Here is a 26,993-nt window from a genome sequence, read left to right on the forward strand (position 1 = left end):
AGTTTATCCAAAACACTACTATGCAACTATCGATTTGTCTTACAAATCACCTTACATTTTTGTAAGAAACGAAAAACCTTCACTCTATATACGTGAAGGTTTTTCATTTCTTATCTATAGAATCTTTCATATCATCAAGTCCAGCCTCTTGCAGCTGCGACATCATACCGTGGGAAATTGCGCCTAATACTAAAGCCATTCCAATTAGTGAAATGCGAATTGCAGGTACATCAATTATGTAAGCCAACATACCAAGAACAATTGTTAAAAGCAATGCTTTTATAAATGTTACACTTGTATACTGTTTCTTTTTCATCATAATCACCCTTTTTGGAAGCGTTTTCTTAATATTATCAGTATATCATATCATCTGACTATTTTGTGGGGATTTCTGTAAAAACCTTATATCTTCTTTGACTTTTTTCTTTCTATCCTTTACAGTCGAAATGTTCACAAGTTTTACACTGTAGGAGGATTCAAATGAAAATTGAAATAAAAGACACTTTAATTTCTGAAGAACAATTACAAGAAAAAGTAAAAGAACTAGCGCTTCAAATCGAACGTGATTTTGAAGGAGAAGAAATCGTTGTAATCGCTGTATTAAAAGGATCTTTCGTATTCGCTGCTGATTTAATTCGCCATATTAAAAACGAAGTAACTATCGACTTTATCTCTGCATCTAGCTACGGAAATCAAACAGAAACAACTGGAAAAGTAAAACTATTAAAAGATATCGATGTAAACATTACTGGAAAAAACGTAATTGTCGTAGAAGACATTATCGATTCTGGTTTAACACTTCACTTCTTAAAAGATCACTTCTTCATGCATAAACCAAAAGCATTGAAGTTCTGTACGTTACTTGATAAACCTGAACGCCGTAAAGTGGACTTAAAAGCTGAGTATGTTGGCTTCCAAATTCCAGACGAATTTATCGTTGGCTACGGTATCGACTGTGCAGAAAAATATCGTAACTTACCATTTATCGCTTCAGTTGTAACGGAATAATATAATAAAGTGAAACCTTAATCATTGGGATTTTTGTCCATTCCCAATGATTATCGGCCCGCAAATAGCGGGATCAAATAAGCTTCCATGCATTATTGGTGGAAGTTTTATTTCTACCGTAATTTATAAAAACAAAGGGAGAGATGAAGAATGACAAAAACAAAATTTGAAAAAGTACTCCTCATCGTAAATCCGAAAGCAGGACAAGGCGATTTACATACGAACTTAACAAAAATCGTACCACCACTTGCCACAGCTTTTCCTGACCTACATATCCTTCATACGAAAAAACAAGGTGATGCAACAAAATATTGCCAAGAGTTTGCTAGTAAAGTAGATTTAATTATCGTCTTTGGTGGTGATGGAACTGTATTTGAATGCACAAACGGCTTAGCCCCTCTTGAAACTAGACCTACACTTGCAATCATTCCAGGTGGAACTTGCAACGACTTCTCTCGCACACTTGGTGTTCCGCAAAATATTGCAGAAGCAGCGAAACTCATTACAAAAGGACATGTAAAACCAATTGATGTCGCAAAAGCAAACGGACAACACTTCTTAAACTTCTGGGGCATTGGACTCGTATCTGAAGTATCAAACAATATTGATGCAGAAGAGAAAGCAAAGCTTGGTAAAATTGGTTACTATTTAAGCACCATTCGAACTGTAAAAAATGCTGAACCATTCCCAGTAAAAATTACTTACGACGGACAAGTGTATGAAGATGAAGCTGTCCTTGTTATGGTTGGAAACGGTGAATATCTCGGGGGTATCCCATCCTTTATTCCGAACGTAAAATGTGATGACGGAACACTTGATATTTTCGTAGTCAAATCAACAGGCATTCAAGCGTTTAAAGATTACATCGGAAAGAAACTATTTGAAGACTCAAATGAAAATGACATCTTCCACGTCAAAGCTAAATCCATTCATATTGAAACAGAAGAAGAAAAAGAAGTAGATACAGATGGTGAAAGCTCTCTACATACACCGTGTCATATTGAGTTGTTACAAGCGCACTTTACGATGATTTATAATCCTAATGTTGTGTAATGAAAAAAACGAGTGATATCACTCGTTTTTTTCTTCTAATCTAATTATGCCGTTGTATAATTTCTTGTATTTCTTTAACTCTCTCTAAAGTAATTCCATTTCTTTGTTCTATTGCTAAAGGGTGATTGGTTGGCTCTAATTCAACATTATGAACAATATTTTGGACATGCTTATTATTTGTACATACATACACCATCAATAAAGCCAAAAGAATAATTGAAAGAAATAATAATATTTTCTTCTTAGAAACCTGCATGATCATCTTGTTACTCCTTACTATTTTTTATCTTCTTTATAAAAAAATTTAAAATTATTATATACTACTATATCCAAAGTTTGATCGTTACTTAACAAATATTGAGAAGAGTTCTTAAGAGTTTATGAAGAATAAAAAAACAGCTATCACTTGTAGCGATAGCTGTCTCCTTATTACTTCGCGCTCACAATCTTATAATAAGATCGAACTGTTAAGAAGTAATATCCGATATAAATGACGCCATATACTCCGATACTAATTAGGAGCGGAATCATAATTTCGAATGGTAATAAGTTTGCTAAACCTTTTAGTGCAAATAAGCTATGCAGAATTCCGATTACTAACGGAATCGCAAAAATAAAGCTTACTTGTTTTGCGATAGCTTTTTTCATTTCTTGTTTCGTTACACCAACTTTACGAAGTACAACGTAACGCTCACGATCTGCATTTGCTTCAGTTAATTGCTTAAAGTAAATAATAGAGCCTGTTGCTAGTAAGAATACAAGTCCTAAGAACATTCCGATGAACATCATGAGCCCCGTTCCTTCAAGCCCCGTCTGGAAACCAGTATAGAAATCTCTAAATAGTGGTACCATTTCTGATTCACCAGCTGGCATCACTTTTGCTAACTTTTCTGTTAATACTTTACTGTTTCTTTCATCTTTTACATCAATATTTTTTACAGTACGTGTTCCAAATGCTTGCTTCGCCTGTTCATACATTTCATCTGAAACGACAATCACTAATTCACCTAAGTTCGTAATTGCTGTATTATTTGCACCTTGAATCGTTAATGTCTTCGTTTCATTGCCAATTTGGAATACTGCTTCACTTCCTTTATACCCAGGGCTAAACTCATACCCTTCAATATAAGAGCTATCATATATAAATGCTTCACCAGTAGCTACATTCACTGTTTCTGCATCGATTTTTTTTGCAAGTTTATTAAATTCGGACTGAGACATAAACTGATATTTCTCTGAAATCGTGTAGTTTAGATTAAGAATGAAGTCCACTTTATCCCCTTCGAACTTCCCTTTTACAGGAACCGTCTCAATTTCAAATTGATCTTTGACAGGGTGATTCGCCTTCTCTTCAGCAAAAATCGCATTTACTTTCTTATCAAGCTCTTCATCTTTTTTCTCATAAGAATAACTGTACGGCGCAGCTACTTTTGATTGCGTAAATGTGTTGTAATACATCGTAACTGACGTACCAACCGCTGTTAATGTCACTGCACTTAAAATAGAAATTGTCGCAAGTGACTTTGCATTTCCTTTAATACGATATAGTAACTGTGACGTCGTTACCATATTCATACCGTTATAAAACGATGATTTATTATTTCTTGCACGTTTTAATACGAATACTGTAAAGAACATAAATAGTAAGTACGTACCTACTACTGTCGCAAGTAAAATGTAAAGTGCGACTAACATAAAGTCTGCATACTTAAGTGCCTTCACATACATTAATGCTAAGAAATAACCTGAACCGATTAAGAAAACTGAAATTAATGCCATAATAACTGATCCTTTTGGCATTTCTTCTCCTTCACGTTCTGCGCGGAAAAGTTCAATTAGCTTAAATCGATAAATTAAACGATACCCTTGAAGTGATGTATACAATATAATCACAAAGAAAATAATTGCTGTATCCACAATTGCAGCCATCGGTACTTCAAAATGAACATTTAAGTTTAATCCCATCATGCTTACTAATAATTCAAGGAATAGTTTCGAAAGGACGCTACCAATCGCAATCCCTATAATTAAAGACATTAATCCCATTAACATATTTTCATAAAAGAGCATTTTACCGATTTGTTTTTTACGAATACCGAGTAACGAATATAGCCCAACTTCTTTTTTACGTTTTCGTGTAAAGAAACCGTTCGAATATATAATGAACACCGCTACGAAGATGATTAGCATGACACTTGAAACTTGAAATGCACCGCTAATTTTTTTAGAACCTTCCGCAGCTTTTTCCATTTGTGAATTATACTGCAACGCCTTAAATGTAAAATAGATGACGATGCTAAATATCATAGATGCAAAATATACAAAGTAGTCTTTAAAGTTCCGCTGTATGTTGCGGAGGGCAATGCTAGATAAGGTCATCAGCCATACCTCCAGAAATAGAAGACATTACGTCAACGACTTTTTGGAAGAATTGTTTACGTGTTGATTCACCACGGTGTAATTCTTTATATAACTCACCATCTTTAATGAAAATAACTCGTTTACAATAACTCGCCGCAAATGCATCGTGCGTTACCATTAAAATTGTAGAGTTATCATATTCATTTAACGACTTCATACTTTCTAATAAATCTGTCGCTGATTTAGAATCAAGTGCTCCAGTCGGCTCGTCCCCAAATATCATACTAGGACTTGTAACGATCGCGCGCGATGCTGCGCAGCGCTGCTTCTGTCCACCGGATACTTGATATGGGAACTGACTTAAAATATGATCAATACCGAATTTCTTTGAGATTTCAAGAACGCGGCGATCAATCTCACTCGCTTTCACCTTCGATAACGCAAGAGGTAACGCAATATTCTCTTTCACCGTTAACGTATCTAATAAGTTATAATCTTGGAAAATGAACCCTAAATGATCACGGCGGAATAACGCTAGCTTATCATCGTTCATCTTCACGATGTCTTTTCCATCAATTAAAATCTCACCGTTCGTCGCATTATCAATTGTAGAAAGAACATTTAAAAGAGTCGTCTTACCCGAACCAGAAGGTCCCATAATTCCAACGAACTCCCCTTCTTTTACTTGTAAGTTAATACCTTTTAAAGCTGCAAATTTATTCCCACCTGTGTCATATACTTTTTCAATATTTTTTGCTTCTAACACTGTTTTCATCTCGACATCCCTCATTTCTTCTATTCTCTATTTTCAACTATATACACTCTCTACTCTTGCCACTATCGATGTTTCTTACACAAACATGACAGTTATGTAAGGCACATAAGTAAAGACATCAGAATTTAACCTAATGTACTAAAGTACTTTGTTACTATAACATTGGGATATCATGCCATCCATTCATTCTCCTTACAGGAACATTACAATTTTGTAAGGTTAAAAATGCCCCCTACAAAGTTGTGCATGAAATGTCGGATGGAGCTATTTCATTCCTGATATTCTATATACAAAGGAGGTCATATAATGGATTCACTTAAAAATATGAATGCGGCAATGCAGTATATTGAAGACAACCTTACACACGAAATTGATTTTAAAGAAGTCGCAAAAATAGCTTTCTGCTCCGAATATCATTTCAAAAGAATGTTTTCTTTTCTAGCTGGCATATCACTATCAGAATATATTCGCTGTAGACGTCTTACCCTTGCTGCCTTTGAACTAAAAGATAGCAATGCAAAAGTCATTGATGTCGCTATAAAATATGGATACAACTCACCAGATTCATTTACACGTGCATTTCAAAATTTGCACGGAATAACGCCTTCAGAAGCTCGAAGGACAATTCGCTCTTTGAAGGCTTATTCACCAATGACATTCCAACTATCCATTCAAGGAGGAAATGAAATGAACTATCGAATTGAAGAAAAAGAGCCATTTCAAATCATTGGCATACAAAAACGAGTACCAATCGTTTTTAACGGTGTAAACGAAGAAATTGCTTCTATGTGGAAAAGTTTAACCCCACAGTCCATTCAAACATTAAAGATGCTTTCAAATGTGAACCCAAATGGAATCATTAATGCCTCTACTAACTTTTCTGAAGGAAGAATGGAAGAAAAAGGCGAACTCGATCACTATATTGGAGTAGCCACAACGAAAGATTGCCCAGAGCAATTTGCGCAACTTGAAGTCGCTGCTTCAACATGGGCTATATTTGAAGCTGTCGGTCCATTTCCTGATGCATTACAAAATGTGTGGGGACGTATTTATTCCGAATGGTTCCCTTCTTCGAACTATGAACTAGCAGAAGGACCGGAAATATTGTGGAATGAACAGAAAGATGTAACTTCTCCAAACTTCAAAAGTGAAATTTGGATACCGGCTTTGAAGAAATAATGTCTAGATCCAAATTTCCCTAAAATAAAAAAGCTACTGCTCCTTTCAAAGGAGCAGTAGCTTTTTTATTTTAACTTCTTCTTTACAAACAAAATACGAATATGACATTAACTTTATTTTATACTTCTTCTCGACTCGTTCTTATACAAGAAAATAGTAACAATCGTAAGTACTATAACAACTCCAAAAGTAAACACTCTGTAGTTCGAGATCGTAGCAGTACCGATTAACAAGGCAGGTATAACAGCCATAATTAAGCCACCGAACATACCGACAAACGATCCTATACTTTGTTTTACTACTTGAGTTTCTGATACCCAATCATAATAACCAAATCGATTATTAATAAAAATCCCCCATACTGCCGAAAATAATGAATATGTTATCGGTGTTATTACGATGAAAAGAGAACTCCAAACATCTAGTTTTAACCCTATTATCAGTAATACAGCACTAATAAGTGATGCAGGTATACTTAATGAAAGATTCATAAGAATTTTACTGTCATAAATCATCTTTGGCGCTATAGGCAACGACTTAATAATCCATACATTTTTTCCTTCTAAAGACAATGACACACATGTTGTACACGTCATCGAAATCGCTGCTGAAATAGCAAATGGAGCAATCTTTTGCAACAGGGCCTCAATTCCAGGATACGCTATTAATTGACTTGGCCCTGCTACAACTATAGCTAGTGCGAAAGCTAGCGCCATCACAACTCCCATTCCGCTATTTACCACATACACTGTAGAAGAAAAGAAACGCTTCAGTTCTTTTTTATACAATGCGGCCAATACACTTTCTTTTCTCATGCTATGAATTTCATAATTTGAAAGCATATGATAAGTGGTAATCTCTGTATTTATTTGCTTATATTTTAACGAAAGGATTTTTACAAAAAGATAATACCAAATAACCGATATCCCAACAAACAGGATGAAAGCTACAATATCAGCATGAACAATTGCTTTTTGAAACATGTTAGCTAATGGATACACTTTAGTTAATTGCTCCGAAACAATTGCACCAATCCCGTTCATATCATTAAGGCTATATTGAGCATTTCCGTTTTTCAGCATAAAGAAACCGAATGTAATAATTACTATGAAACTTAAAATTGTAGTTATTTTATTCGTATTTTTAAATTTAGAAGCGATTGCCGTAATCGCAGCTCCAAAAATCGCTGCTATTGTTGTTGGAATTAAAGATGCTATAAACATACTGATGAACCACATAAAGTAAAAAGAAACTGATGGCCTCTCATGTATGCCATAAACAACTCCCATTGGTAGCATGATTATGATTGAAAAGATCGTATTCAGCAAATATAAATATAAAAACCTACTTGTAATAACCGTACTTACACGAATCGGTAATGACATTAAAAGATCGTAATCCTTAAAAGCAAAAATCTCTCCATTTGCCTTAAATATAGTGAAAAACAACGTCAATACACTGCTAATAACTAGTGCATAAACTGGGATAATTTCACTTATTCCTAGTCTCACCAATCCATATGCCGAGGCCCCACAATATAGCATTAACATGACACCCACCAAGGCAATAGATGCTGTCAGTAAAATCTTATTCTGCTTCTTTTTCTTATCTTTTTCGTATTTAAAAGTATTTAAACCAAGCTGCGTTATCAAGCGGATTTTTAAAAGACCTAGACTACTAATATTCATTAGCAAGCTCCTTCATAAAGAGCTCTTCCAATGATCCTTCCTTTATTAAAGAATTCACTTCCCCTGAAAGTGCTAATTTCCCTCTATTAATCATCGCTATTTTATTACATAACTTCTCCGCCACATCTAAAACATGCGTAGAAAAGAAAATCGCGCTTCCCTTTTCACAAAGCTCCTTCATAATACCTTTCAACACTACAGCAGCCTTTGGATCAAGACCCACGAAAGGTTCATCTAAAACTAATAATTTCGGTTTATGCAAAACCGCTGATATAATCGCCACTTTTTGTTTCATACCATGTGAATAAGAAGATATTAAATCACCTAGGTACGGTGTAATCTCAAAAGCATCTCCATACTTTTGTATCTCCTTTTCCCGATCTTTTGCAGACACTTTAAACACATCCGCAACAAAGTTTAAATATTGAATTCCTGTTAATTGCTCATATAAATCTGGATTATCGGGAATATACGCCATTACTCTCTTACATGCAATCGGATCCTTTTTTACTGAATATCCATCAACAAAAATTTCACCCTCTTCAAAATCTATAACTCCAACTAACGACTTAATTGTTGTACTTTTCCCCGCACCGTTATGCCCAATAAATCCAAAGATATCTCCTGCTTGAACAGTAATATTTAACTGATCTACTGCTTTTTTGCCACCTTTGTATGTCTTGCTAAAATTTATAATTTCTAACATGTGATTTCCCCCAAACTATCTCTCGGATAAAAAACAAAATATTCAGATTATCAAGCTTTTAATTTTACTCAGCAAGTTTTGTTTGTTATCCCCACTGAGTATTAGAACCTGTTAACACATAAAAACTATAAATATATAATTTGATTAGTGTAGTTCAATCGCTTATTGCTTACAATTGCATTTCTTTTTTATAAATAACATATGACTTTATCGTTGATATGAAGATGCATACTAATATTATTCCAATCCCCACAAAGATATTGAATGGATCTGGAAGTAACGCTCCCGCATATATACAAAGTGCACCTATTACAAATACCTTCGAAGCAAATCTGTGTGTTTTTCTCCAAACTACAGGATTTTCTAAGGTCCAGTCCATTCGAATGCCTACTAAACCATTTGGCTTCGTTTGTTGCATGTGATTACCTAGTACAAGAAACAACGTTCCAATTCCGAAATTAAAGGCGATTGAGCCTGAAGCAATATAATTAGACGCTGCTAATAACGCAAATATGTTACAGCCGAATCCTATAAAAAGAATGGCATAGTTAATTGCAGAAAGGACTTTAGCATGCTGTTTATACTTATCTTTTGTTACATCAATATACCCCATAGCTAGCCATATCAAATACAGCAACACCATACTACCTATTGAAAATGAACTTGCCTCTACTTTAGAAAAATATCCATCTACTATTCCCGCAGCATTATAATGACGCGGAATTTGTTCCGGTAAATATGGCCATACAATGTACCATCCCATTGCAATTGCAATAATTAAACTCCATGGTAATACGTGTCTTTTCATCCTCTCTCCCCCATAAAATTTCTATTAAGCTCCTATCTCTTTCTTATAAGCAACATAGGAATACACCATCGTACCAACAACCAGTACAACAACAACACTTAACAAACAAATCATCTTCCACATTCCCGGTAGAAACGAGGAAAATATGATTACAATACCGCCAATCATCATGATCTTTGATCCTATCCTATGCGTTTTTCTCCATACATTTTCACTACTTAACGTCCATGGCGTCTTAATACCTATGAAGAAATTTGGTTTACATTGCTGCATATAATTGCCGAGTACGATGAAAAGGATACCGACCATTATGTTCACAACGATTCCAATTGGAATGTTATACCCTAAAGCATTTGCTAGTGTCATCATATTAATAGTAAATAAGAAAAATAAAATTGCTCCATTTATCATTCCAAGTGCTTTAGGAAATCTTTTGTAGTTGTCGTACTTCGGATCTATCTTAGGCAATACAGTAACTAGTGCATATATGAAAACCATAATTGCTACATCAAAAATCAGCATTCCCATTTTTGACATATGTCCATCTACCTCACCATTAATATTCCAATGACTTGGAACTTCTCCCGGTAAATAAGGCCACGCGATGCACCATGCAATAATCGTTAAAGCAATTAATAATAACGGAAATATATGCTTCTTCATTTCCCCTCTTCCCCCTTATTCGTAAACGTAAACACCCAAGTCAATAAATCTTGAAATACAGTTGTGTTTAAAGAGTACATAACAAATTGTCCTCTTTTTTCATCTTGGATAAGTTCAGCATTTTTAAGCGCATTTAGGTGATGAGAAATACTTGGCTTTGTCATATTGAACTGTTCAGCAATTTCGCCAGCTGTTAAATCGCCTTCTTTTAATAAGTCTAAAATTTTTCGCCTTGTCGGGTCTGCTAATGCTTTAAATGCTTGATTCAATGTCTTTCTTCCTTTCGATAATTAGACATTTAGATATTTATCTAAATGTTAAAATATTTTCAGTTAATTGTCAATTGTATCCCTAGCCCTTTTTACTTTTTCCACTTTTGACCTATATTGTTTACTAGCTTATATTTCAACATAATGAAAAGACGAGAAACACATGATACACTATAGCTACAATTGTTTTTTTAGGAGGAATATACATATGTATAAAATTTTAATCGTTGAAGACGATCCAAATATTTCATCATTACTACAATCTCACATTCAAAAATATGGCTATGATGCTGTTGTTGCGGAGAACTTCGATGATATTATGGAATCGTTTAACGCTGTGAAACCACATCTTGTTTTACTTGATGTAAACTTACCGAAATTCGATGGATTCTACTGGTGCCGTCAAATTCGCCATGAATCTACTTGTCCAATTATTTTCATTTCGGCACGCGCAGGTGAAATGGAGCAAATTATGGCGATTGAAAGCGGTGCGGATGATTACATTACAAAACCGTTCCACTACGACGTTGTAATGGCAAAAATTAAAGGGCAATTACGCCGTATTTACGGTGATTATGCACCAAATATTTCTGAGCGTATCGTTGAAGTTGAAGGACTAAAACTATTCCCTGAGCGTCCAGAAATTCATTTCGGCGCTGAGCAAGTTCTTTTAACGAAGAAAGAAGCAATTTTAGCAGAAATGTTGTTATCTAAATTTCCTCGTACAGCGAGTCGTGAAGATTTACTAGCCGCTCTTTGGGACGACGAAAGCTTCGTTGAGGAAAATACATTAAACGTAAACATCACGCGTCTTCGTAAAAAGTTCAATGAGCTTGGTATTGAAAATGCTATTGAAACAGTACGTGGACTTGGGTATCGTTTTAACGCAACTTGGAGTGAATAAGCATGAAACTATTTTTACGTGATCATTTTGCATTTTTCCTACTATATGTATTAAACTTCGGAATCATTTTCGTTCTTTATGATGCAGTAGACGGATTTCAAAATAATAAGTTTTACTTCATCGTTTTAAGTTTATACTTATTCATCTGTTTCCTCGCTTATCGTTACGTTCGTAACCGTAGAATGTATCACAGATTAAGTGAACCACCAGAGAAACTGGAAGATGCGTTTATTGAAAGAGCGACTGCTCCTATGCCACACGGTGTAAACGAGCTCGTTCGTACGCAATATCGTCTATTCCAAAAAGACCTACAAACATTCGAAGTAAAACAGCAAGAACACCAATTATTTATTAACCATTGGGTGCATCAAATGAAAACGCCTGTTTCTGTTATGCAGCTTATGGTGCTTGAAATGGAAGATGAACATTTAATCCCGAAATTCAAAAAAGAATTAGAACGATTAAATCAAGGACTCGATATGGCTTTATATATGGCAAGGCTAAATAACTTCCATGAAGACTTCCATGTTGAGACGATTTCATTAAAAGATGCTGTGACAAAAAATATTAACGGATTGAAAGAATTATTCATTCGAAACGGAGTCTTCCCCGTTTTAGAAGTTCATTCAGATTTAAAGGTTGCTTCTGATGCGAAGTGGCTAAAGTTCATCATTTATCAGTTAATGACAAATGCAGTTCGCTACTCTGGTGAGCGCGGAAAGAAAGTTTTCTTATCAGCTTATCGCAATGGTAAAGATATTATTTTGGAAGTTCGTGACGAAGGCGTTGGTATTCCACAAGAAGATATTCGAAGAGTATTTGAACCTTTTTACACTGGAAAAAACGGTCGTGCATTCGGAGAATCTACTGGTATGGGGCTTTATATTGTAAGTAAAATTTGTGATTATTTAGGTCACTCTGTGAAACTAGACTCTGAAGTTGGTAAAGGAACGACGATTAAAATCATCTTCCACAACGCTGCAAATAATCAAGCAGAAAATACAGAGAAGGTGACCGAAGCATGACCATAACATATGCTAGCAAAATGTATGAGAATTTACTCTCATACATTTTTTGCAATAAGACTACATATCGGCCTGCTAACGGGAGGCATATATTATGACATTTTGGCAGTTTGCATTTAAAAATGTAACGCGCAACTCAAGAGCTTATTTTGCCTATTTTTTAAGCAGTTCCTTTTCCATTGCTGTTTTCTTTTCGTTTGCTGTTTATTTATTTCATCCGAAATTACAAAATTCCAGTATGATCTCTGAAGTTTCAGGATTAATGATTTTTTCAGAAGTTGTCATTGTCTTGTTCTCTTTTTTCTTTTTACTATATTCAATCGGATCGTTTTTAAAAGTACGTAAAAAACAATTCGGCGTTTTGACCGTTTTAGGAATATCAAGAAAACAATTACACCGTCTCATTTTCACTGAAAATATGTTAATTGGTATTTTATCTATCTTTTTCGGTATGCAGTTTGGACTTGTCTTTTCGCAGTTTTTCTTATTAGTAACAGCGAAAATTACACATCTACCAGGGATATATTTATATATCCCTACGAATGCTTTCATTTTAACGACGATTGTGTTTCTTGGTCTCTTTATCGCTGTATCTTCATTTACACCCCTGCTAATTCGTACGAAAAAGACGGTAAACCTTTTAAAAACTAATGCTGGGAAACAAAAGGAAAGAAAACCATCCATATTTATCTCTCTATTTGGCGCTATCTGTTTAATAGGTGGCTACGCTTTAGCGAGCAAACCAATATATTTCGTATCAATAAGCCCACAAATAGGAATGGTTTATATGCTTTCAAGTATTTTCGTCATTCCGGCACTCGTTTCAATCGGAACATATTTCTTCTTTTCGCAAATTAGTTTCTTGCTCATTCACCTGTTGAAAAAGAGACGGAATTTTTATATGAAGCGTATTAATATGCTCTGGATTTCTGATTTAGCTAGCCGCATTCGCTCAAATATTAATATGCTTTTCGTTGTGGCAATGCTATCTACAATTGCTTTTACGATGATTACATTTTTATATGGGTTCGGGAAATTTATGAAGCTTGATGTTGAACGAAATTCGCCATTCGCATTTTCATATTTCTCATTTGATGAGAATCCATTTACTTCCCAGCACTTAAATTGGCTAGAAAAACAATTAGAAGATGGGCAATTCTCTTACGACAAAATTAAAGTAGATTTATACGCTACGCCTGTAGAAGCGAAAAATAATACAGAAATTTATTATGACACATATGCCATAAAGCAAAGTGACTATAATAAACTCGCTACGTCATTACAATTACAAAAACTATTTATAAATGAGAATGAAACATATGTATTATCTGGAGCAGCATATGTCCCATTATTTACTTCATTCGATCCAAATTACAATAGAACACATATTACACTCACTAATACAAATTATAAGCTACAAATAAAAGGGATCAAAATAGATAATACCCTCCCGTCTACTTTTGCTTATGAAACATTAGTATTATCTGATTCTGCCGTTAACAATTTACCAACTAACACTAAACATGTGACAGTCTATAATTACAACGTAGAAAACTGGGAGAATACATATGCTATTGCTGATGAGTTTGTAAAACGAGCAGATAAAGACCGCGCGAGTATCCAGCACGAAGGATCTCTCGTTCGTATTTTTGAATCAGGTAACTCTTTATACAGAATCAAATCCGGAAGTGCTTCCTACTTCCTTATTGGTACATTCCTTGGGATCATTTTCTTTATTGGAGCTGGTAGTGTACTGTACTTCCGTATGTATACAGATTTAACAAACGAGCAAGAAAAATATGTAACGATTACGAAGATTGGCTTAACAGAATCAGAAATGAAGCGTTCAGCGACCATTCAACTTGGAATCTTATTTTTCGTTCCATACATTATGGCTTCTATTCATACGATGTTTGCGACAAAGATGTTGCAAGATATTATTAACTTATCATTGTTCGCTGAAATTACGGTTGTACTTGTGATTTTTGGAACAGTTGAGATTATCTTTTTCCTATTAATTCGTTCACTTTATATGCAAAAATTATCGCAACATATTAAGTTTTAAATAAGCAAAAGGTGAGCTTTATGAAAAGAGTATGCGGACCCCCTCATACTCCTTTCACATTAACTCTATTAGGAGGTTTAGGCGCATGACATTTTGGCAGTTTGCATTTAAAAACGTGACGCGGAACGCCAGAGCTTATTTCGCCTATTTTGTAAGTAGTGCGTTTTCCATTGCAATTTTCTTCTCGTTTGCAGTTTATTTATTTCATCCTAAATTGCATATGACAGGCGTGAATGCTGCTCTGAACATATTAATGACAATCTCAGAAGTTGTCATTGTATTCTTTTCATTTTTCTTTTTACTATATTCAATCGGTACTTTCTTAAAAGTACGAAAAAAACAGTTCGGGATTTTAACAGTACTTGGCATATCTCCAAAGCAATTAAAGAGGCTCGTATTTCTAGAAAACATGCTAATTGGTGGCCTATCCATATTTTTCGGCATTCAATTTGGCCTTGTCTTTTCACAGTTCTTTTTATTAGTTACCGCCAAAATTACGCATGTGCCTGGTTTATATTTATATTGGTGGCCTACAGCTGCTATCGTTTTAACTATAATTATCTTTCTTGGACTCTTCATTCTCGTATCATCTTTTACACCGATGCTAATCCGTACGAGAAAAGCTGTACGTCTTTTAAAAGAAGGAACAAAACAAAAAGAAAGAAAAGCATCTGTACTCATCTCTCTCTTTGGTGCGATATGTTTAATATCTGGATATGTTTTAGCAGCAAACCCACTATATTTTATGTCACTAGGAGATATCGCTGGGCTTTTGTACGCTGCCTCCTGTATATTTGTCATCCCATCACTTGCTGCAGCTGGGACATATTTTTTCTTCTCACAAATTAGCTTCTTACTCATTCGCATATTAAAGACGAGAAGAAAATTTTATATGAAACGTATTAATATGCTTTGGGTTTCTGATTTAGCAACTCGGATTCGGACAAATATTAACATGCTCTTTATCGTGACGATGTTATCGACACTCGCTTTTACAATGATTACATTCTTATATGGGTTTGGGAAATTCACAAAGTTTGATGAAATAAGGCAAAACCCTTTCCCGTTTACTTATTTATCACATACTGAAAATACGTTAGCTGATGAACATTTAAACTGGTTAGAGCAAAAATTTAATGAAGAGCACTTTACTTATACAAAATTTAAAACAGACATATATGAAGTATCTTCAGCAGAAGATAACACACAGCTCTATTATGCCATTAAACAAAGTGACTATAATGTACTTGCTAAAGCATTAAATTGGGAAACGCTCACCGTAAGTAATAATGAGTCTTATATCCTTATTAAAGACATAGATGATCAATTCATTGGAACAGTTTTTGATCAAGAAAAGAGAAATACTCTGACACTTACTCAAAACTCTTTACAGCTACAAGTGAAAGAATATAAAAGTTATAACCCTTTCCCGAATAGCTTAATATCACAACTTCTCGTATTATCTGATGAAAATGTAGAAGCCTTATCAACCGCTTCAAAACAGATGAGTCTATATAGTTTCAAAGTTCCAGATTGGGAAAAGGCACATAATATCGGTTCAGCATTTATAACAAAAATTGATACTGACAATGCAGCTATTCAGGCAGAACATCCACCGTTTCATGCAAGTGAAGCAAGCGATTCTCTATACAAAACAAAATTAAATGTTGCTTCGTTTTTCTTAATTGGTACTTTCCTAGGTGTTATTTTCTTTATCGGAGCTGGCAGTGTTCTTTACTTCCGTATGTATACAGATTTAACAAATGAGCAAGAAAAGTATATAACGATTACAAAAATCGGTTTAACAGAAGTCGAAATGAAGCAATCCGCTACAATTCAACTTGCGATTCTTTTCTTTGTTCCTTACATTATGGCATCGATCCATACGATGTTTGCGACAAAGATGCTACAAGAGATATTACATCTATCATTATTCGCTGAGATTACAGTTGTACTTGTAATCTTTGGAACGGTTGAAATTATCTTTTTCCTTTTAATTCGTTCCTTTTATATGCAAAAATTATCACAACATATTAAGTTTTAAAAATAGAAAGGTGATTATTATGGAAGAAGTATTACACATAAAAAACGTCTCAAAAGTGTATGAAGGAAAGGTCCCTCATACTGCTTTAAAAAATATAAATTTACATGTAGATAAAGGAGAATTTGTTGCTATCATGGGACCATCTGGTAGCGGTAAATCTACATTTTTAAACGTTATCTCTACAATTGACTCCCCTACTTCTGGTGATGTCGTGATTAATGGAAAAAAACCGCACACATTTCGTAGAGAGAAACTAGCTATTTTCCGCCGCCAAGAGTTAGGGTTTGTTTTCCAAAACTTTAACCTATTAGATACACTAACAATCGGTGAAAATATCGTACTGCCTTTAACGTTAGATAATGTTCCTTTAAAAGAAATGGACGAAAAACTCGATAACATTTCAAAGAAACTTGGAATTGATCATATTTTGGACAAGCGTATTTTTGAAGTTTCTGGAGGACAAGCGCAGCGTACCGCGGTAGCACGCGCTGTTATTCATCATCCGTCACTTCTACTTGCGGATGAACCGACAGGAAACTTAGATTCTAAAGCAGCAATTGATGTAATGGAGCTATTTACGAAATTAAATAAAGAAGAGGATGCCACAATTTTAATGGTTACTCATGATCCGTTTGCAGCAAGTTATTGTAACCGCGTTATTTTCATTAAAGATGGTGGGCTTTACAATGAATTACACCGCGGACTATATCGCGAGAAATTTTATCAAGAAATATTAGATGTTTTAGCATTATTAGGAGGAAGGCGTGGATGACGTTTTGGCAATTTGCATTTAAAAATGTCTCGCGTAATTCTAAAGCATATTTTGCTTATTTTGTAAGTAGTGCTTTTTCTATTATGGTTTTCTTTTCATTTACTGTATACGCGTATCATCCACGCTTACAAAATGTACAAAGCTTTCAAGAACGGGATCCTCTAATGAACTTAGCGAGTACAGCACAGCTTGTGATTGTTATGTTCTCGTTCTTCTTTCTCTTATATTCAATTGGAACATTTTTAAATGTACGGAAGCAGCAATTCGGGATACTCACGATTCTCGGTATCTCACAGAAACAATTAAAAAGACTGTTATTTACTGAAAACATGATAATCGGGATATTGTCCATCTTTATCGGTATACAAGGTGGCCTAGTGTTCTCTAATTTTTTCTTATTAGTCACTTCAAAATTAACAAGTGCGAAAGGTCTCTATTTATATTGGCCAACAGAAGCGATTATCGTGACAACCGTAACGTTTATCATTTTATTTTTAATCGTTTCTACATTTACACCTATGTTTATTCGGACTCGTAAAACAGTCCATCTTATTAAAGGGAACAAGAAAGTGACAGCCGAAAAAAGGCCGTCTATACTCATTTCGATATTTGCTTTAACTTGTTTAGGGTTATGTTATTATATTGCTGGTTATCCACAAGGCTACGTAACCGAAAAAAATGTGCAAAACGGATCTGTCTTCTTTATTATATTATCTATTTTGCCACTCGTAGTAGTCGGAACATATTTTTTCTTTTCACAAACATTTCTTCTTTTTATCTATATTTTAAAGAAGCGTAGAAAGTTTTATTTGAAACAAATAAACATGTTATGGATTTCAGACTTAGTTGCTCGTACCCGTAGTAATATTAATGTACTCTTTATCGTTTCTATGCTATCTGCGCTTGCATTTACGATTATTATCGGACTATTTGCTGCGAATAATAATACAAAAGCGTCGATACTAGAGCGATATCCTATTCCTTTCACATACAAATTAGAAGGGGATCATTCCCTTGAACGAAAGCACGTTAATACTATTGAATCCGAACTTTCCAATGCTCATTTTCAATATAAAAAATATAAATTTACGCTTTTAAAAGATAATGCTTCAAAAGAAGAGATTGTAATTATGAAAATGAGTGATTATAACGAAATTGCTAAGCAGTTAAAGAGACCTACAATCACCCTTGATTCAAAAGAAGTTTACATTATTTCTGGCTATTCACCAGAGCTATTAAACCTTGTATCAAATCCATTTGTAAAACAAAATACAATTACGCTTGAATCCAATAAAAAGGAGTTTTATATAAAGGGATTTATTAACAAAGGAATAGCACCACCATTTGCATTAGCAAATTTAGTTATTATGCAAGATTATGCAATCGATACTATGATTCCTCATATTGAAACCATTACAGTTTATAATTACTTCGTGGATAATTGGGAAAATGCAATTATTCCAACGAAAAATATATTAAAAAGTATTAGTAATGACACCGAAAAATATTATGAGGCACATAAAGACGATAAGCATGCATCTCCCGTCCCTTTTAATATTTATACAGCTACTGATGAGTTACTCCATAATAAAGGAAATGCAGTTGCTCAATTCTTTATTTGGGCATTTCTTGGCTTTATCTTCTTTATCGGTGCGGCTAGCGTTTTATACTTCCGTATGTATAACGACTTAACGAATGAAAAACAAAAGTACATTACGATTACAAAACTGGGCTTAACTGAATCAGAAATGTTTCGCTCCGCAACGATTCAATTAGGAATTTTATTTTTCGTTCCTTACATCGTTGCTGGTGTTCACACGTTATTTGCGGTTAAGTTTTTACAAAGCATGTTTTCTTTCTCGTTACTAAAAGAGTTACTGATTGTACTCACCTTTTTCGGGATTATCGAGATTATTTTCTTTTTCTTAATCCGCTCTCTGTACATTAATAAATTATCACAGCATATAAAAATATGAATAAAATAGCCTTGTGCATATTGCACAAGGCTATTTTCAATAGTTTTTAAATAATTAGCAGCAATATCCACCATAGCCGCCGCCATAACCGCCGTAACCACCATAACCGCCGCCGCCTCCGCCGAAGCAGCTAGCACCGATAATGATTAATAAAATAAACAATACGATTAGAAGCGCAAAACCGCCGCCGCAGCCACGTCTACGGTCGCAATCATCATGCCTGCGGTTACAATCATCATGTCTGTGTTCACACTTTTCGCTCATTACTCTATTCCTCCTTTAGTATCATTCATAACAAGATCGTCTTGCTCTAAATGAGGGGATTCCATTTATATTATGTTTTCAGGGCAAATAGGAAGCTTGGCACTCCTAAAAACGGGCTTGTTTCATGAAAAGAGCCCCAACACAAAAAGAGGATACCTTTAAATAGGCACCCCCTTCTTCTAAACAAACATATTAAGTAAAAGCGCAAAGCCGAATGCAATAAATGATAACAATGTCTCCAGCACCGTCCACGTTTTAAACGTTTCTTTTACTGTCAAACCTAAATACTCTTTTACAAGCCAGAATCCTGCATCATTTACGTGAGAAAACATTAATGAACCTGCACCGGTTGCAATAACGAGTAATTCTAAATTTACACCAGACATGTGCTGAATAACCGGTGAAACAATTCCAGCTGCTGTCGTTAATGCTACAGTAGCTGAACCTGTTGCAATTCGGATTAATCCCGCTACCATGAACGCTAAGACGATTGGTGATAATGAAATGTGTTCTGCCATTTGAGCGATGGCTGTTCCAACGCCGCTTTCAATTAATATTTGTTTAAATCCACCGCCTGCACCAATTATTAAAATAATGGAACCGACAGGTAGTAAACTTTCATCTGTTAATTTTTTAATCATCTTTTTATTAATTCCTTGTTTTATACCAAGCAAATAAAACGCTGCGAAACATGAAATAAGTAAAGCGATTACCGGACTTCCCACAAATACTAAAAATTCAGTTATTTTTTTCGGTAATGAAATATATGGTGCGACTACTGATAAAATCATTAAAACTACTGGCAGTAAAATAATAAAAAATGAAACTTTACGACTCGGTAAATCAGTTGATACTGTCGTAACTCGAACAAGCTCCGGTTCATTTTCAGGTATAACCCTCTTATGTACCCACTTTGCAAATACCGGTCCTGCGATAATTGCTGTTGGTAACGCGATAATTAATGAATACAATAGTACCTTTCCTAAATTCGCATTATAAATACCGATTGCTGTCATCGCACCTGGATGCGGCGGCACTAGCCCATGTACAATCGATAATCCAGCAATAACAGGTAACGCAATTAATAATATATTTTGCTTCGTCGTTTTTCGAATTGAAATAACAAGTGGTAATAAAATGACGATTCCCACTTCAAAAAACACTGGAATACCTATAACAAATCCGGCGAATAACATAGCCCAAGGTAATTTTTTCACCCCGAAGAATCGAATGAAGAAATCTGCTACTTGCATGCCAGCCCCTGAATCAGACATCATTTTCCCTAAAATTGTTCCGAGAGCCAAAATACCAACTAAATGCCCTAGTACACTACCAACACCAGTTTCATAGGCAGTAACAATTTTGGTCAAGTTCAACCCAGACATAATAGCTAAAAATAGACTAGCAACTGTTAAACTAATAAACGCATGCCATTTCCACCATGATACTCCTAAAATAACAATTGCGATCGCAATTAACGTGACGATTAATAAGTATATATCCATATCCCATTCCCCTTCGATATGAAATTTTTTTACAAAAAAAGAGGGAATTGGTCCCTCTTCATTTTTTACACATCATAATTTACAACGTAATGCTGCATTTCCGTATTGTAGTAGCCTTCACTATATTCAATTACTTCGCCAACTTCATCGTAAGAATAGCGCATACGTTTTAATAACGCTGTTCCCTCTTTTTCTCCTAACGCTTCTGCAACGAAATTAGGCGCAAATCCAACAGCGAATTCATCTCTGAAGTTTTCTAAATGTATACCACGGTCCTCGACTAGATCATAAAGCGATTGTAAGTCAAAGTCCGCTAAGTCTGTACTTGCCATTTGTGCTGAGAAATAGTGCGTATAATGAATGTACGGAGTATCATTTAAAGCATATAGACGCTCAATACGAAAACTCTCTTTACCAAACAAACGAAATGGTACTGTTCCTTCTTCATTATGAACCACTTCTGCCTTTAGCAATTTCTTTTGTACTTTATAGCCTTCTTCCACTAACACTTCTGTAAATTTCTTTCCCTTTGAAAGCTTTGTCGCAGAAGTATTTCGAATGACTTTCGTTCCTTTACCACTTTTCTTTTCTAAATATCCTTCTTGAACGAGTTCTTTAATTGCATTTCGCACTGTAATTTTACTCACTTTGAACTCTTCTTCTAATTGTGGTTCAGAAGGAATATTTGTATGAATGGCATAAACACCATGTAATATTCGATCACGAATAATATTTTTAATTTGTAAATATAATGGACCTCTTTTTCTCGTTACGTTCACCGTTACACCCACTACCTTTCTACATCACCTACTGATGCCGTCATTGCCCGAAGTATATCTTTCTCTGATGACATTGGCGTATCACCGACGATTGTATGTGCAAGCATTCCAGCTGCTGACGCAAATGAAACAGCTTTCTCTGGTGCAAACTCTTCTATCTCGCCATGAATAATTCCGCTCGTATAAGCATCTCCAACACCTATTCTATCATATACAGAAAACGTAAGTGTTTTGGCAAAAGTGAACGTTCCATCTTTACATATGAATCCGCGAAGTGAGTGTGTATTATCGCTATTAATAGAACGATGTGTACCAGCAATTGTAGCGATATTATATATTTCAGCGACTTTTGGAATAAGATCAACAAGCTGTGCTTCTCGCTCTGTCTCTTCCGTTTTCATTCCGAGAACAAACATCGCATCTTTTTCATTCATCATTACAATATCGGCAAAGCCTAGCATTTCTTCATAATGAGGTTTCGCCTGTTCATACCCATCTTCTCCCCAAAGCGATGGACGATAGTTGCAATCGAAAACGACAGTGCCTCCATTTTCTTTAACTGCCTTCGCCAAAGATTTCATATGATGGCGCACAGTATCATTCATCGCAAGGGTAATTCCGCAAAAATGAACGATATCAATTTCTTTAGCTATTTTTTCAAACTGGTACATCTCTTCAGACGCCGTATTGAAACTACTTTCTAATCGGTTAGAATACGTAACGCGGCTTGCACGTGCGCCAAATCCATTTTCCAAAAAGTACATGCCCACATATTTACCGCCTCTTGAAATAAACGGTGCTTGAATCCCTAGTTTTTGAATGTGCGATACCGCCGCATCTCCAACCGAATTTTCCGGTAAAGTTGAAATAAGAAAACCTTCATGACCTAGATGAGAAAGTGCTGCTGCAACGTTCACACCTGTACCTGAAAATGAGTAATTTAATGAGTTTGCTTGCGACAGCAATTCATACCCTGGCACTTGCAGGCGCATCATTACTTCACCGAATGCTGCAATTTTCTTACGCATATTGATCAACTAACTTCTTCACGACCGCTAGTAATTCACGAACATCTTCTGTTTTCGTATTGCCAGTTTCTTTATCAATAATAGAAGAGTACACGTGCGGGATAACTTGCTCTACATTTGCCTCTAATGCAATACGTACAATTGTTTCAAAGTTCTCTTTATCAATTCCGCCTGTTGGCTCTAATGCAAATCCTTCTTCCGCACATGCTTTCGCAACAGCGCGATATTCTTCTTCATGAGCCAAGCCTTTCATTGGGAAGTATTTCAATGAATTCCCGCCCATATCACGTACAAGTGCGATTGCTGTTTTAATTGGAACGATTGCTTTTTCTTCCCCAGCCGCACTAATTGGGCCAGTAGAAATATTTACGTAACCTACTTTTCCTGTTGGTGATACTAAACTATTAATCCAGCTATCTTTGCCGCCAAGATTTGCGCGCGTCGCTCCTACTGAAGGGAACACTTGGTTAATATGACTACCAGGATAATGCTTCGCAATTTCAGCTACAACTGCCGCTTGGCGATTATCTCCTGCTCCAAGTCCGATTGATACAGCGTCATCAATTTCTTTTCCGTATGCTTTCATCGCAGTTACTGCTTCTTCTACTGTTGGATAATCTTTTGATAACACTCCAACGACTACATAACCTTCTGCTGCTTCAAAAATGTTTTTCGCATTTCGGGTATTGTTCGCTAATACATTTAATGCTACGCGGCCTTTATAAAAACGTTTTTGAATGTTTGTCATTTTAATTTCCCCCTATAATTCCTCTCATTTTTTCTTCAATCACATGTATGTCATCATCTTGAAGTGGACGTGGATCAATATCAAAGAACCCTTGTCTTACTCCGTAATCACGTGTGTAAATTGCGATTTCCCCTTCGCGTAATGCCGTCACAACATCTTTTGCTGATTTATTTAACTCTTTCTCGTTAATATGAATACGCGCTCTAAAAATCGCTCTTCCTGCCTCATCTTGAACGATCGTTACATTTATACCGTTTAATTCTTTTAGCGGCATAAGTACTTGTAATAACTCTTTTTCTTGTTCACTCTTATCTTCTTTTACTCCGTACTCATCAAGCGCTTGAAGTAAACCGAAAGTTGTTTCTTTCCCAACTTTCATACTTCTACCGCTGCAATGTAATTGCACTTTCAGCCACTCAATATATTTTTGTTTCCCTCCGACAATACCAGAAGTAGGTCCTTCAATTGCCTTTGAACCGCTATAAATGGCTAGGTCTGAATACTTCACGTATTTTTGAATGTCTTCTTCAGCTGCTGCATCAACGATAAGTGGTACATTATTTCGCTGTGCTACTTCCCACGCTTCTTCAACAGAAATCATATTTTTTTGTACTGCATGATGGGATTTTACATACAGAATCGCAGCTGTATTTTCGCCGATTGCATCTTCAATATGTTCCGCTTTCCCTTCATTTGCGTAACCTACTTCAACGAGCTTACCGCCGCCTAAATAAATCATCGTTTCAACAGGAGCACCGTATTGAACGTTATGACCTTTTAACATAATCACTTCGTTTTTCAGGATTACCTCTTGATGAAGTCGTTCACTCTTACGACGATTTCCTTCTGTAACAATACCAGCAATAGAAAGCGCAATTCCACTCGATGCTGAGTTCACAACGACCGCTGCCTCTGAATCTAAAATTCTCGCAATATGGTCTCCCGCTTTATCTACTAAATCGGCAATTTCCACATAATTTTGTCCACCATGTTTCATCGCATCCATGACTGTATTTGTCGGAGCGGATACACCTAAAATACTCATTCTACCGCTCGCATTAATAACTCTTTTTAATCCGTACTTAGCATTCAATGAATGACCCATTAATTACAACCCCTTTCGTATCAATTCTTCTTTCAGCAATGCGCTGATCCCCTTCTGAATCAATTAACGTAATCGGTTCATCTTTCACCGTAAACAAAGTTAAGTTTGCAATATCCCCTACTTGAATACGGCCAAGCTCTGGTTTCTTCAGCCACTCTGCCGCATTTTTCGTAACTGCATCAATTACTTCTTCTAGCGGATACCCTAAGTAAAGGAATTTCGAAAGAACGTTAGCCATACTGTAAACTGGACCGTGTATACGATTCTTCCGGTAAATATCTGTACTAATTGTATTAAAGGCAATACCGTAACGCTTCGCTGCCTCTGCTACTTTAAAAGAAAAACTAGCATTACCGTGACCAACATCTAAATGCACACCGCGTTTCAATGCATCTAATAACACAGATATCGGTTTTCCTTCTTCATCAAATAAATTATTTTCTTTCCCGTTTAAGTAATGTGTAATGACATCATCTTTTTCTAAAAGAGGTACAACTTCCTCTATACGTGGAGGAGCTGAACCGATATGTACCATAATCGGCAATGATGTTTCACGAGATAAAGAGCGCGCTACGTGCAGCGGTTCAATTCCGCTATCACAAACGACACTTTTACTCATTCTCGCTTTTAATCCAACGATTACATCTTTATACTTTTCTACTGCATCTATTACTTTCTCTTTATCTATCCATTCCATATTGGATAATTCATCAATTCGTTTCAAACCGATGCGAGAAATATTTAAAAAGGCAAATAAATTCGTTTTTGCCTGTTCTCTACTTAATACTAAATCCGCAATGCGATCAGCCCCGCAGCTTCCCGCATCAACAATTGTCGTTACCCCTTGCTTAACGCCAATTTCATCTACCTCATCGCCATACGGATCAAACTCTGGAAAAGCATGAACGTGCAAATCAATCCATCCACTCGATACGTAAGTACCTGAGTAATCAAGAACCTTTCCACCCTCGCCAGCACCAGCTTTCGTCACCTGTGCGATTTTATTATTTTCAACTACAATGTCAATCTCTTCCCCGTTCACACGCTTCACATTACGTAGCACGAATCGTTCTGTCATTGTATTTCCACCCTTTTCTATAAGAAGCCGTAAGAATACGCTTACATTAAAGTTTCATTTTATATCTCTTTCACATATTTAGAGTATCATGAAAAAAAAGAAAAGTAAATATAACGTTATAATGTTTAATGGTAAATAAAAAAACAATCCACAAAATGTTGATAGTACAGGAAATTATATCAATGATTCGACAAGGAATATCGATTTACCGACAAAAAACGGCAATCTATTTCTTATATGCCAAAAGACTGACCCAAAACGGACCAGCCTTTTTCTCTATTCCTGAACCGTCACAATAACCCCGTCCATATTGTTCCCCGAAATTTCATACTGCTTATTCACCGGAATATTCACGTTCATACGATCTGAAACTTTATAATAAGAAACCGTATATTTCTTACCTTCAACCTCAGTTGAAACTTCTTTTTCCTCTTTTAAAAAGTCCAAATATTCCTCTAACGTAATCTTCTTTTTTTGCATAATTGCGCTATGTGGTAAGCCGACATAACGTATGTGCCACGGCTCATATTGAATGCCCGTAATATCACTTTTATTTTTCGGATAACGTAAAACAAATCCGTGCTTCCATACGTTCTCTTCAATCCATTTTCCTTCAGGAGCTTTCTCCATTTTCTTTTGAGTAGACCCAACGTCGAGTGATAACCCTAAATTATGTTCACTATATCCTGCTGGAAGTGCATAATCCGATCCCATTTCTTTATATAATTTACTTTGTTCTTGAAAATCTCGGTAACCGCTACTCATTAAGAAATGCTGTACTCCATCTTTCCCAGCTGCATCGACAACGTTCAAAAACTTTTTTACAACACCCTCTGATAAGCGAAGATTTCTATCAAATATTACATAGCCTCTTACTAATTCACTATTGTGATTTACATTGACAATATCGGACCTAACACTATCTTTTTTAACCGGATAATCTTTATTAACTAATAATAGATCACCTTTATAAATTTGTTCCTCTGTAACCTCTATCTTTTCAGTGTTCACGGCTTTTACTTTGTAATCTTTTTCTGCAATTTTAACATCAATCTCCTTTTGAAATACTGGTGATATATAAAAGCCTACACATGCTGTACATACTATAAAAAGAGAAATAAATACCCACTTTTTCATTTCTAGTTCCTCCTTAACGTAACTTACGTATAGAATAGAAAAAACTATTAAAA

Annotated in this window: 25 protein-coding genes and 2 pseudogenes; 9 read left to right on the top strand and 18 right to left on the bottom strand. The window is 35.5% G+C overall.

Annotation, left to right across the window (positions count from 1 at the left end; translation table 11 throughout):
- Positions 1–103 precede the first annotated feature (103 nt).
- The gene (locus tag QCI77_RS24530; RefSeq protein ID WP_353825572.1) at positions 104–319 is read right to left on the bottom strand and encodes a hypothetical protein; all 216 of its coding nucleotides are present in this window, start codon (positions 317–319) and stop codon (positions 104–106) included.
- Between the two features lie 161 nt (positions 320–480).
- Here QCI77_RS24530 and hpt point away from each other — a divergent pair, with 161 nt between their 5' ends.
- Both hpt and QCI77_RS24540 read left to right on the top strand, forming a co-directional pair.
- Positions 481–1,008: a hypoxanthine phosphoribosyltransferase gene (gene hpt / locus QCI77_RS24535; RefSeq protein WP_000687586.1), complete on the top strand. Its 528-nt coding sequence runs from the start codon at positions 481–483 to the stop codon at positions 1,006–1,008.
- A gap of 150 nt (positions 1,009–1,158) precedes the next feature.
- Entirely contained in the window at positions 1,159–2,061 is a 903-nt protein-coding gene (locus QCI77_RS24540; RefSeq protein ID WP_000167914.1) for a diacylglycerol/lipid kinase family protein, read from the top strand.
- A gap of 40 nt (positions 2,062–2,101) precedes the next feature.
- Here QCI77_RS24540 and QCI77_RS24545 read toward each other — a convergent pair.
- The 4 genes and pseudogenes from QCI77_RS24545 to QCI77_RS24560 all read right to left on the bottom strand — a co-directional run.
- Positions 2,102–2,209: pseudogene (locus QCI77_RS24545) on the bottom strand (DUF2199 domain-containing protein); the annotation flags it as partial.
- Positions 2,201–2,323, bottom strand: a pseudogene (locus tag QCI77_RS24550) (rod shape-determining protein MreC); the annotation flags it as partial. The pseudogenes QCI77_RS24545 and QCI77_RS24550, both read right to left, overlap by 9 nt.
- 167 nt (positions 2,324–2,490) lie before the next feature.
- Positions 2,491–4,440 (bottom strand): ABC transporter permease, encoded by a 1,950-nt coding sequence (locus QCI77_RS24555; protein WP_353825573.1) that lies wholly within the window; start codon positions 4,438–4,440, stop codon positions 2,491–2,493.
- Positions 4,427–5,197: an ABC transporter ATP-binding protein gene (locus QCI77_RS24560; protein ID WP_000859659.1), complete on the bottom strand. Its 771-nt coding sequence runs from the start codon at positions 5,195–5,197 to the stop codon at positions 4,427–4,429. The genes QCI77_RS24555 and QCI77_RS24560 overlap by 14 nt, the downstream gene beginning before the upstream one ends.
- Positions 5,198–5,503: 306 nt before the next feature.
- Between QCI77_RS24560 and QCI77_RS24565 the strand changes: the two genes are divergently transcribed.
- Positions 5,504–6,376, top strand: coding sequence for an AraC family transcriptional regulator (locus QCI77_RS24565; protein ID WP_353825574.1), 873 nt, complete (start codon positions 5,504–5,506; stop codon positions 6,374–6,376).
- A 113-nt stretch (positions 6,377–6,489) separates the two neighbouring features.
- Here QCI77_RS24565 and QCI77_RS24570 read toward each other — a convergent pair whose 3' ends face one another.
- The 5 genes from QCI77_RS24570 to QCI77_RS24590 form a co-directional block, all read right to left on the bottom strand.
- Positions 6,490–8,064: a permease gene (locus QCI77_RS24570; RefSeq protein WP_353825575.1), complete on the bottom strand. Its 1,575-nt coding sequence runs from the start codon at positions 8,062–8,064 to the stop codon at positions 6,490–6,492.
- A complete protein-coding gene (locus QCI77_RS24575) occupies positions 8,054–8,770 on the bottom strand; it encodes an ABC transporter ATP-binding protein (protein ID WP_002089208.1) in 717 nt (238 codons plus the stop codon). The genes QCI77_RS24570 and QCI77_RS24575 overlap by 11 nt, the downstream gene beginning before the upstream one ends.
- A 169-nt stretch (positions 8,771–8,939) precedes the next feature.
- Positions 8,940–9,578, bottom strand: coding sequence for an SdpI family protein (locus tag QCI77_RS24580; protein WP_215590290.1), 639 nt, complete (start codon positions 9,576–9,578; stop codon positions 8,940–8,942).
- Positions 9,579–9,602: 24 nt separating this feature from the next.
- The gene (locus QCI77_RS24585) at positions 9,603–10,241 is read right to left on the bottom strand and encodes an SdpI family protein (protein WP_078421880.1); all 639 of its coding nucleotides are present in this window, start codon (positions 10,239–10,241) and stop codon (positions 9,603–9,605) included.
- Positions 10,238–10,510 (bottom strand): autorepressor SdpR family transcription factor, encoded by a 273-nt coding sequence (locus QCI77_RS24590; RefSeq protein WP_002089211.1) that lies wholly within the window; start codon positions 10,508–10,510, stop codon positions 10,238–10,240. The genes QCI77_RS24585 and QCI77_RS24590 overlap by 4 nt, the downstream gene beginning before the upstream one ends.
- A gap of 208 nt (positions 10,511–10,718) precedes the next feature.
- Between QCI77_RS24590 and QCI77_RS24595 the strand changes: the two genes are divergently transcribed.
- From QCI77_RS24595 to QCI77_RS24620, 6 genes are all read left to right on the top strand, one after another.
- A complete protein-coding gene (locus QCI77_RS24595) occupies positions 10,719–11,414 on the top strand; it encodes a response regulator transcription factor (protein ID WP_000276730.1) in 696 nt (231 codons plus the stop codon).
- A 2-nt stretch (positions 11,415–11,416) separates the two neighbouring features.
- Positions 11,417–12,439 carry a sensor histidine kinase gene (locus tag QCI77_RS24600; protein ID WP_002015836.1) on the top strand — a complete coding sequence of 341 codons (1,023 nt, stop codon included), beginning with the start codon at positions 11,417–11,419 and terminating at the stop codon, positions 12,437–12,439.
- 94 nt (positions 12,440–12,533) lie between these two features.
- A complete protein-coding gene (locus tag QCI77_RS24605; RefSeq protein ID WP_353825576.1) occupies positions 12,534–14,504 on the top strand; it encodes an FtsX-like permease family protein in 1,971 nt (656 codons plus the stop codon).
- Between the two features lie 85 nt (positions 14,505–14,589).
- On the top strand, positions 14,590–16,548 hold the full coding sequence (locus QCI77_RS24610) for an FtsX-like permease family protein (protein ID WP_113769848.1): 1,959 nt from the start codon (positions 14,590–14,592) through the stop codon (positions 16,546–16,548).
- Between the two features lie 19 nt (positions 16,549–16,567).
- Positions 16,568–17,320, top strand: a complete 753-nt coding sequence (locus QCI77_RS24615) for an ABC transporter ATP-binding protein (protein ID WP_000393251.1) — start codon at positions 16,568–16,570, stop codon at positions 17,318–17,320.
- Positions 17,317–19,296: an FtsX-like permease family protein gene (locus QCI77_RS24620; RefSeq protein ID WP_353825577.1), complete on the top strand. Its 1,980-nt coding sequence runs from the start codon at positions 17,317–17,319 to the stop codon at positions 19,294–19,296. The genes QCI77_RS24615 and QCI77_RS24620 overlap by 4 nt, the downstream gene beginning before the upstream one ends.
- Before the next feature lie 54 nt (positions 19,297–19,350).
- On the opposite strand, the gene QCI77_RS24625 is transcribed toward QCI77_RS24620, so the two are convergent.
- The 8 genes from QCI77_RS24625 to QCI77_RS24660 form a co-directional block, all read right to left on the bottom strand.
- Positions 19,351–19,560, bottom strand: coding sequence for a YjcZ family sporulation protein (locus QCI77_RS24625; RefSeq protein ID WP_353825578.1), 210 nt, complete (start codon positions 19,558–19,560; stop codon positions 19,351–19,353).
- A gap of 179 nt (positions 19,561–19,739) precedes the next feature.
- Positions 19,740–21,065 carry a gluconate permease GntP gene (gntP, locus tag QCI77_RS24630; RefSeq protein WP_002167483.1) on the bottom strand — a complete coding sequence of 442 codons (1,326 nt, stop codon included), beginning with the start codon at positions 21,063–21,065 and terminating at the stop codon, positions 19,740–19,742.
- A gap of 65 nt (positions 21,066–21,130) precedes the next feature.
- Positions 21,131–21,856, bottom strand: a complete 726-nt coding sequence (locus tag QCI77_RS24635) for a GntR family transcriptional regulator (RefSeq protein WP_002015828.1) — start codon at positions 21,854–21,856, stop codon at positions 21,131–21,133.
- Positions 21,856–22,872 carry a sugar kinase gene (locus QCI77_RS24640; protein WP_353825579.1) on the bottom strand — a complete coding sequence of 339 codons (1,017 nt, stop codon included), beginning with the start codon at positions 22,870–22,872 and terminating at the stop codon, positions 21,856–21,858. The genes QCI77_RS24635 and QCI77_RS24640 overlap by 1 nt, the downstream gene beginning before the upstream one ends.
- Positions 22,865–23,620, bottom strand: a complete 756-nt coding sequence (gene dagF / locus QCI77_RS24645) for a 2-dehydro-3-deoxy-phosphogluconate aldolase (protein ID WP_002143558.1) — start codon at positions 23,618–23,620, stop codon at positions 22,865–22,867. Before dagF ends, QCI77_RS24640 begins: the two co-directional genes overlap by 8 nt.
- A 1-nt stretch (position 23,621) precedes the next feature.
- Positions 23,622–24,725: a DgaE family pyridoxal phosphate-dependent ammonia lyase gene (locus QCI77_RS24650; protein ID WP_353825580.1), complete on the bottom strand. Its 1,104-nt coding sequence runs from the start codon at positions 24,723–24,725 to the stop codon at positions 23,622–23,624.
- The gene (locus QCI77_RS24655) at positions 24,703–25,803 is read right to left on the bottom strand and encodes an amidohydrolase/deacetylase family metallohydrolase (protein WP_353825581.1); all 1,101 of its coding nucleotides are present in this window, start codon (positions 25,801–25,803) and stop codon (positions 24,703–24,705) included. The genes QCI77_RS24650 and QCI77_RS24655 overlap by 23 nt, the downstream gene beginning before the upstream one ends.
- Positions 25,804–26,079: 276 nt before the next feature.
- Positions 26,080–26,940 carry a M15 family metallopeptidase gene (locus tag QCI77_RS24660; protein ID WP_353825582.1) on the bottom strand — a complete coding sequence of 287 codons (861 nt, stop codon included), beginning with the start codon at positions 26,938–26,940 and terminating at the stop codon, positions 26,080–26,082.
- Positions 26,941–26,993 lie beyond the last annotated feature (53 nt).

Source organism: Bacillus cereus group sp. MG9, assembly GCF_040459995.1.
Lineage (GTDB): Bacteria > Bacillota > Bacilli > Bacillales > Bacillaceae_G > Bacillus_A > Bacillus_A mycoides.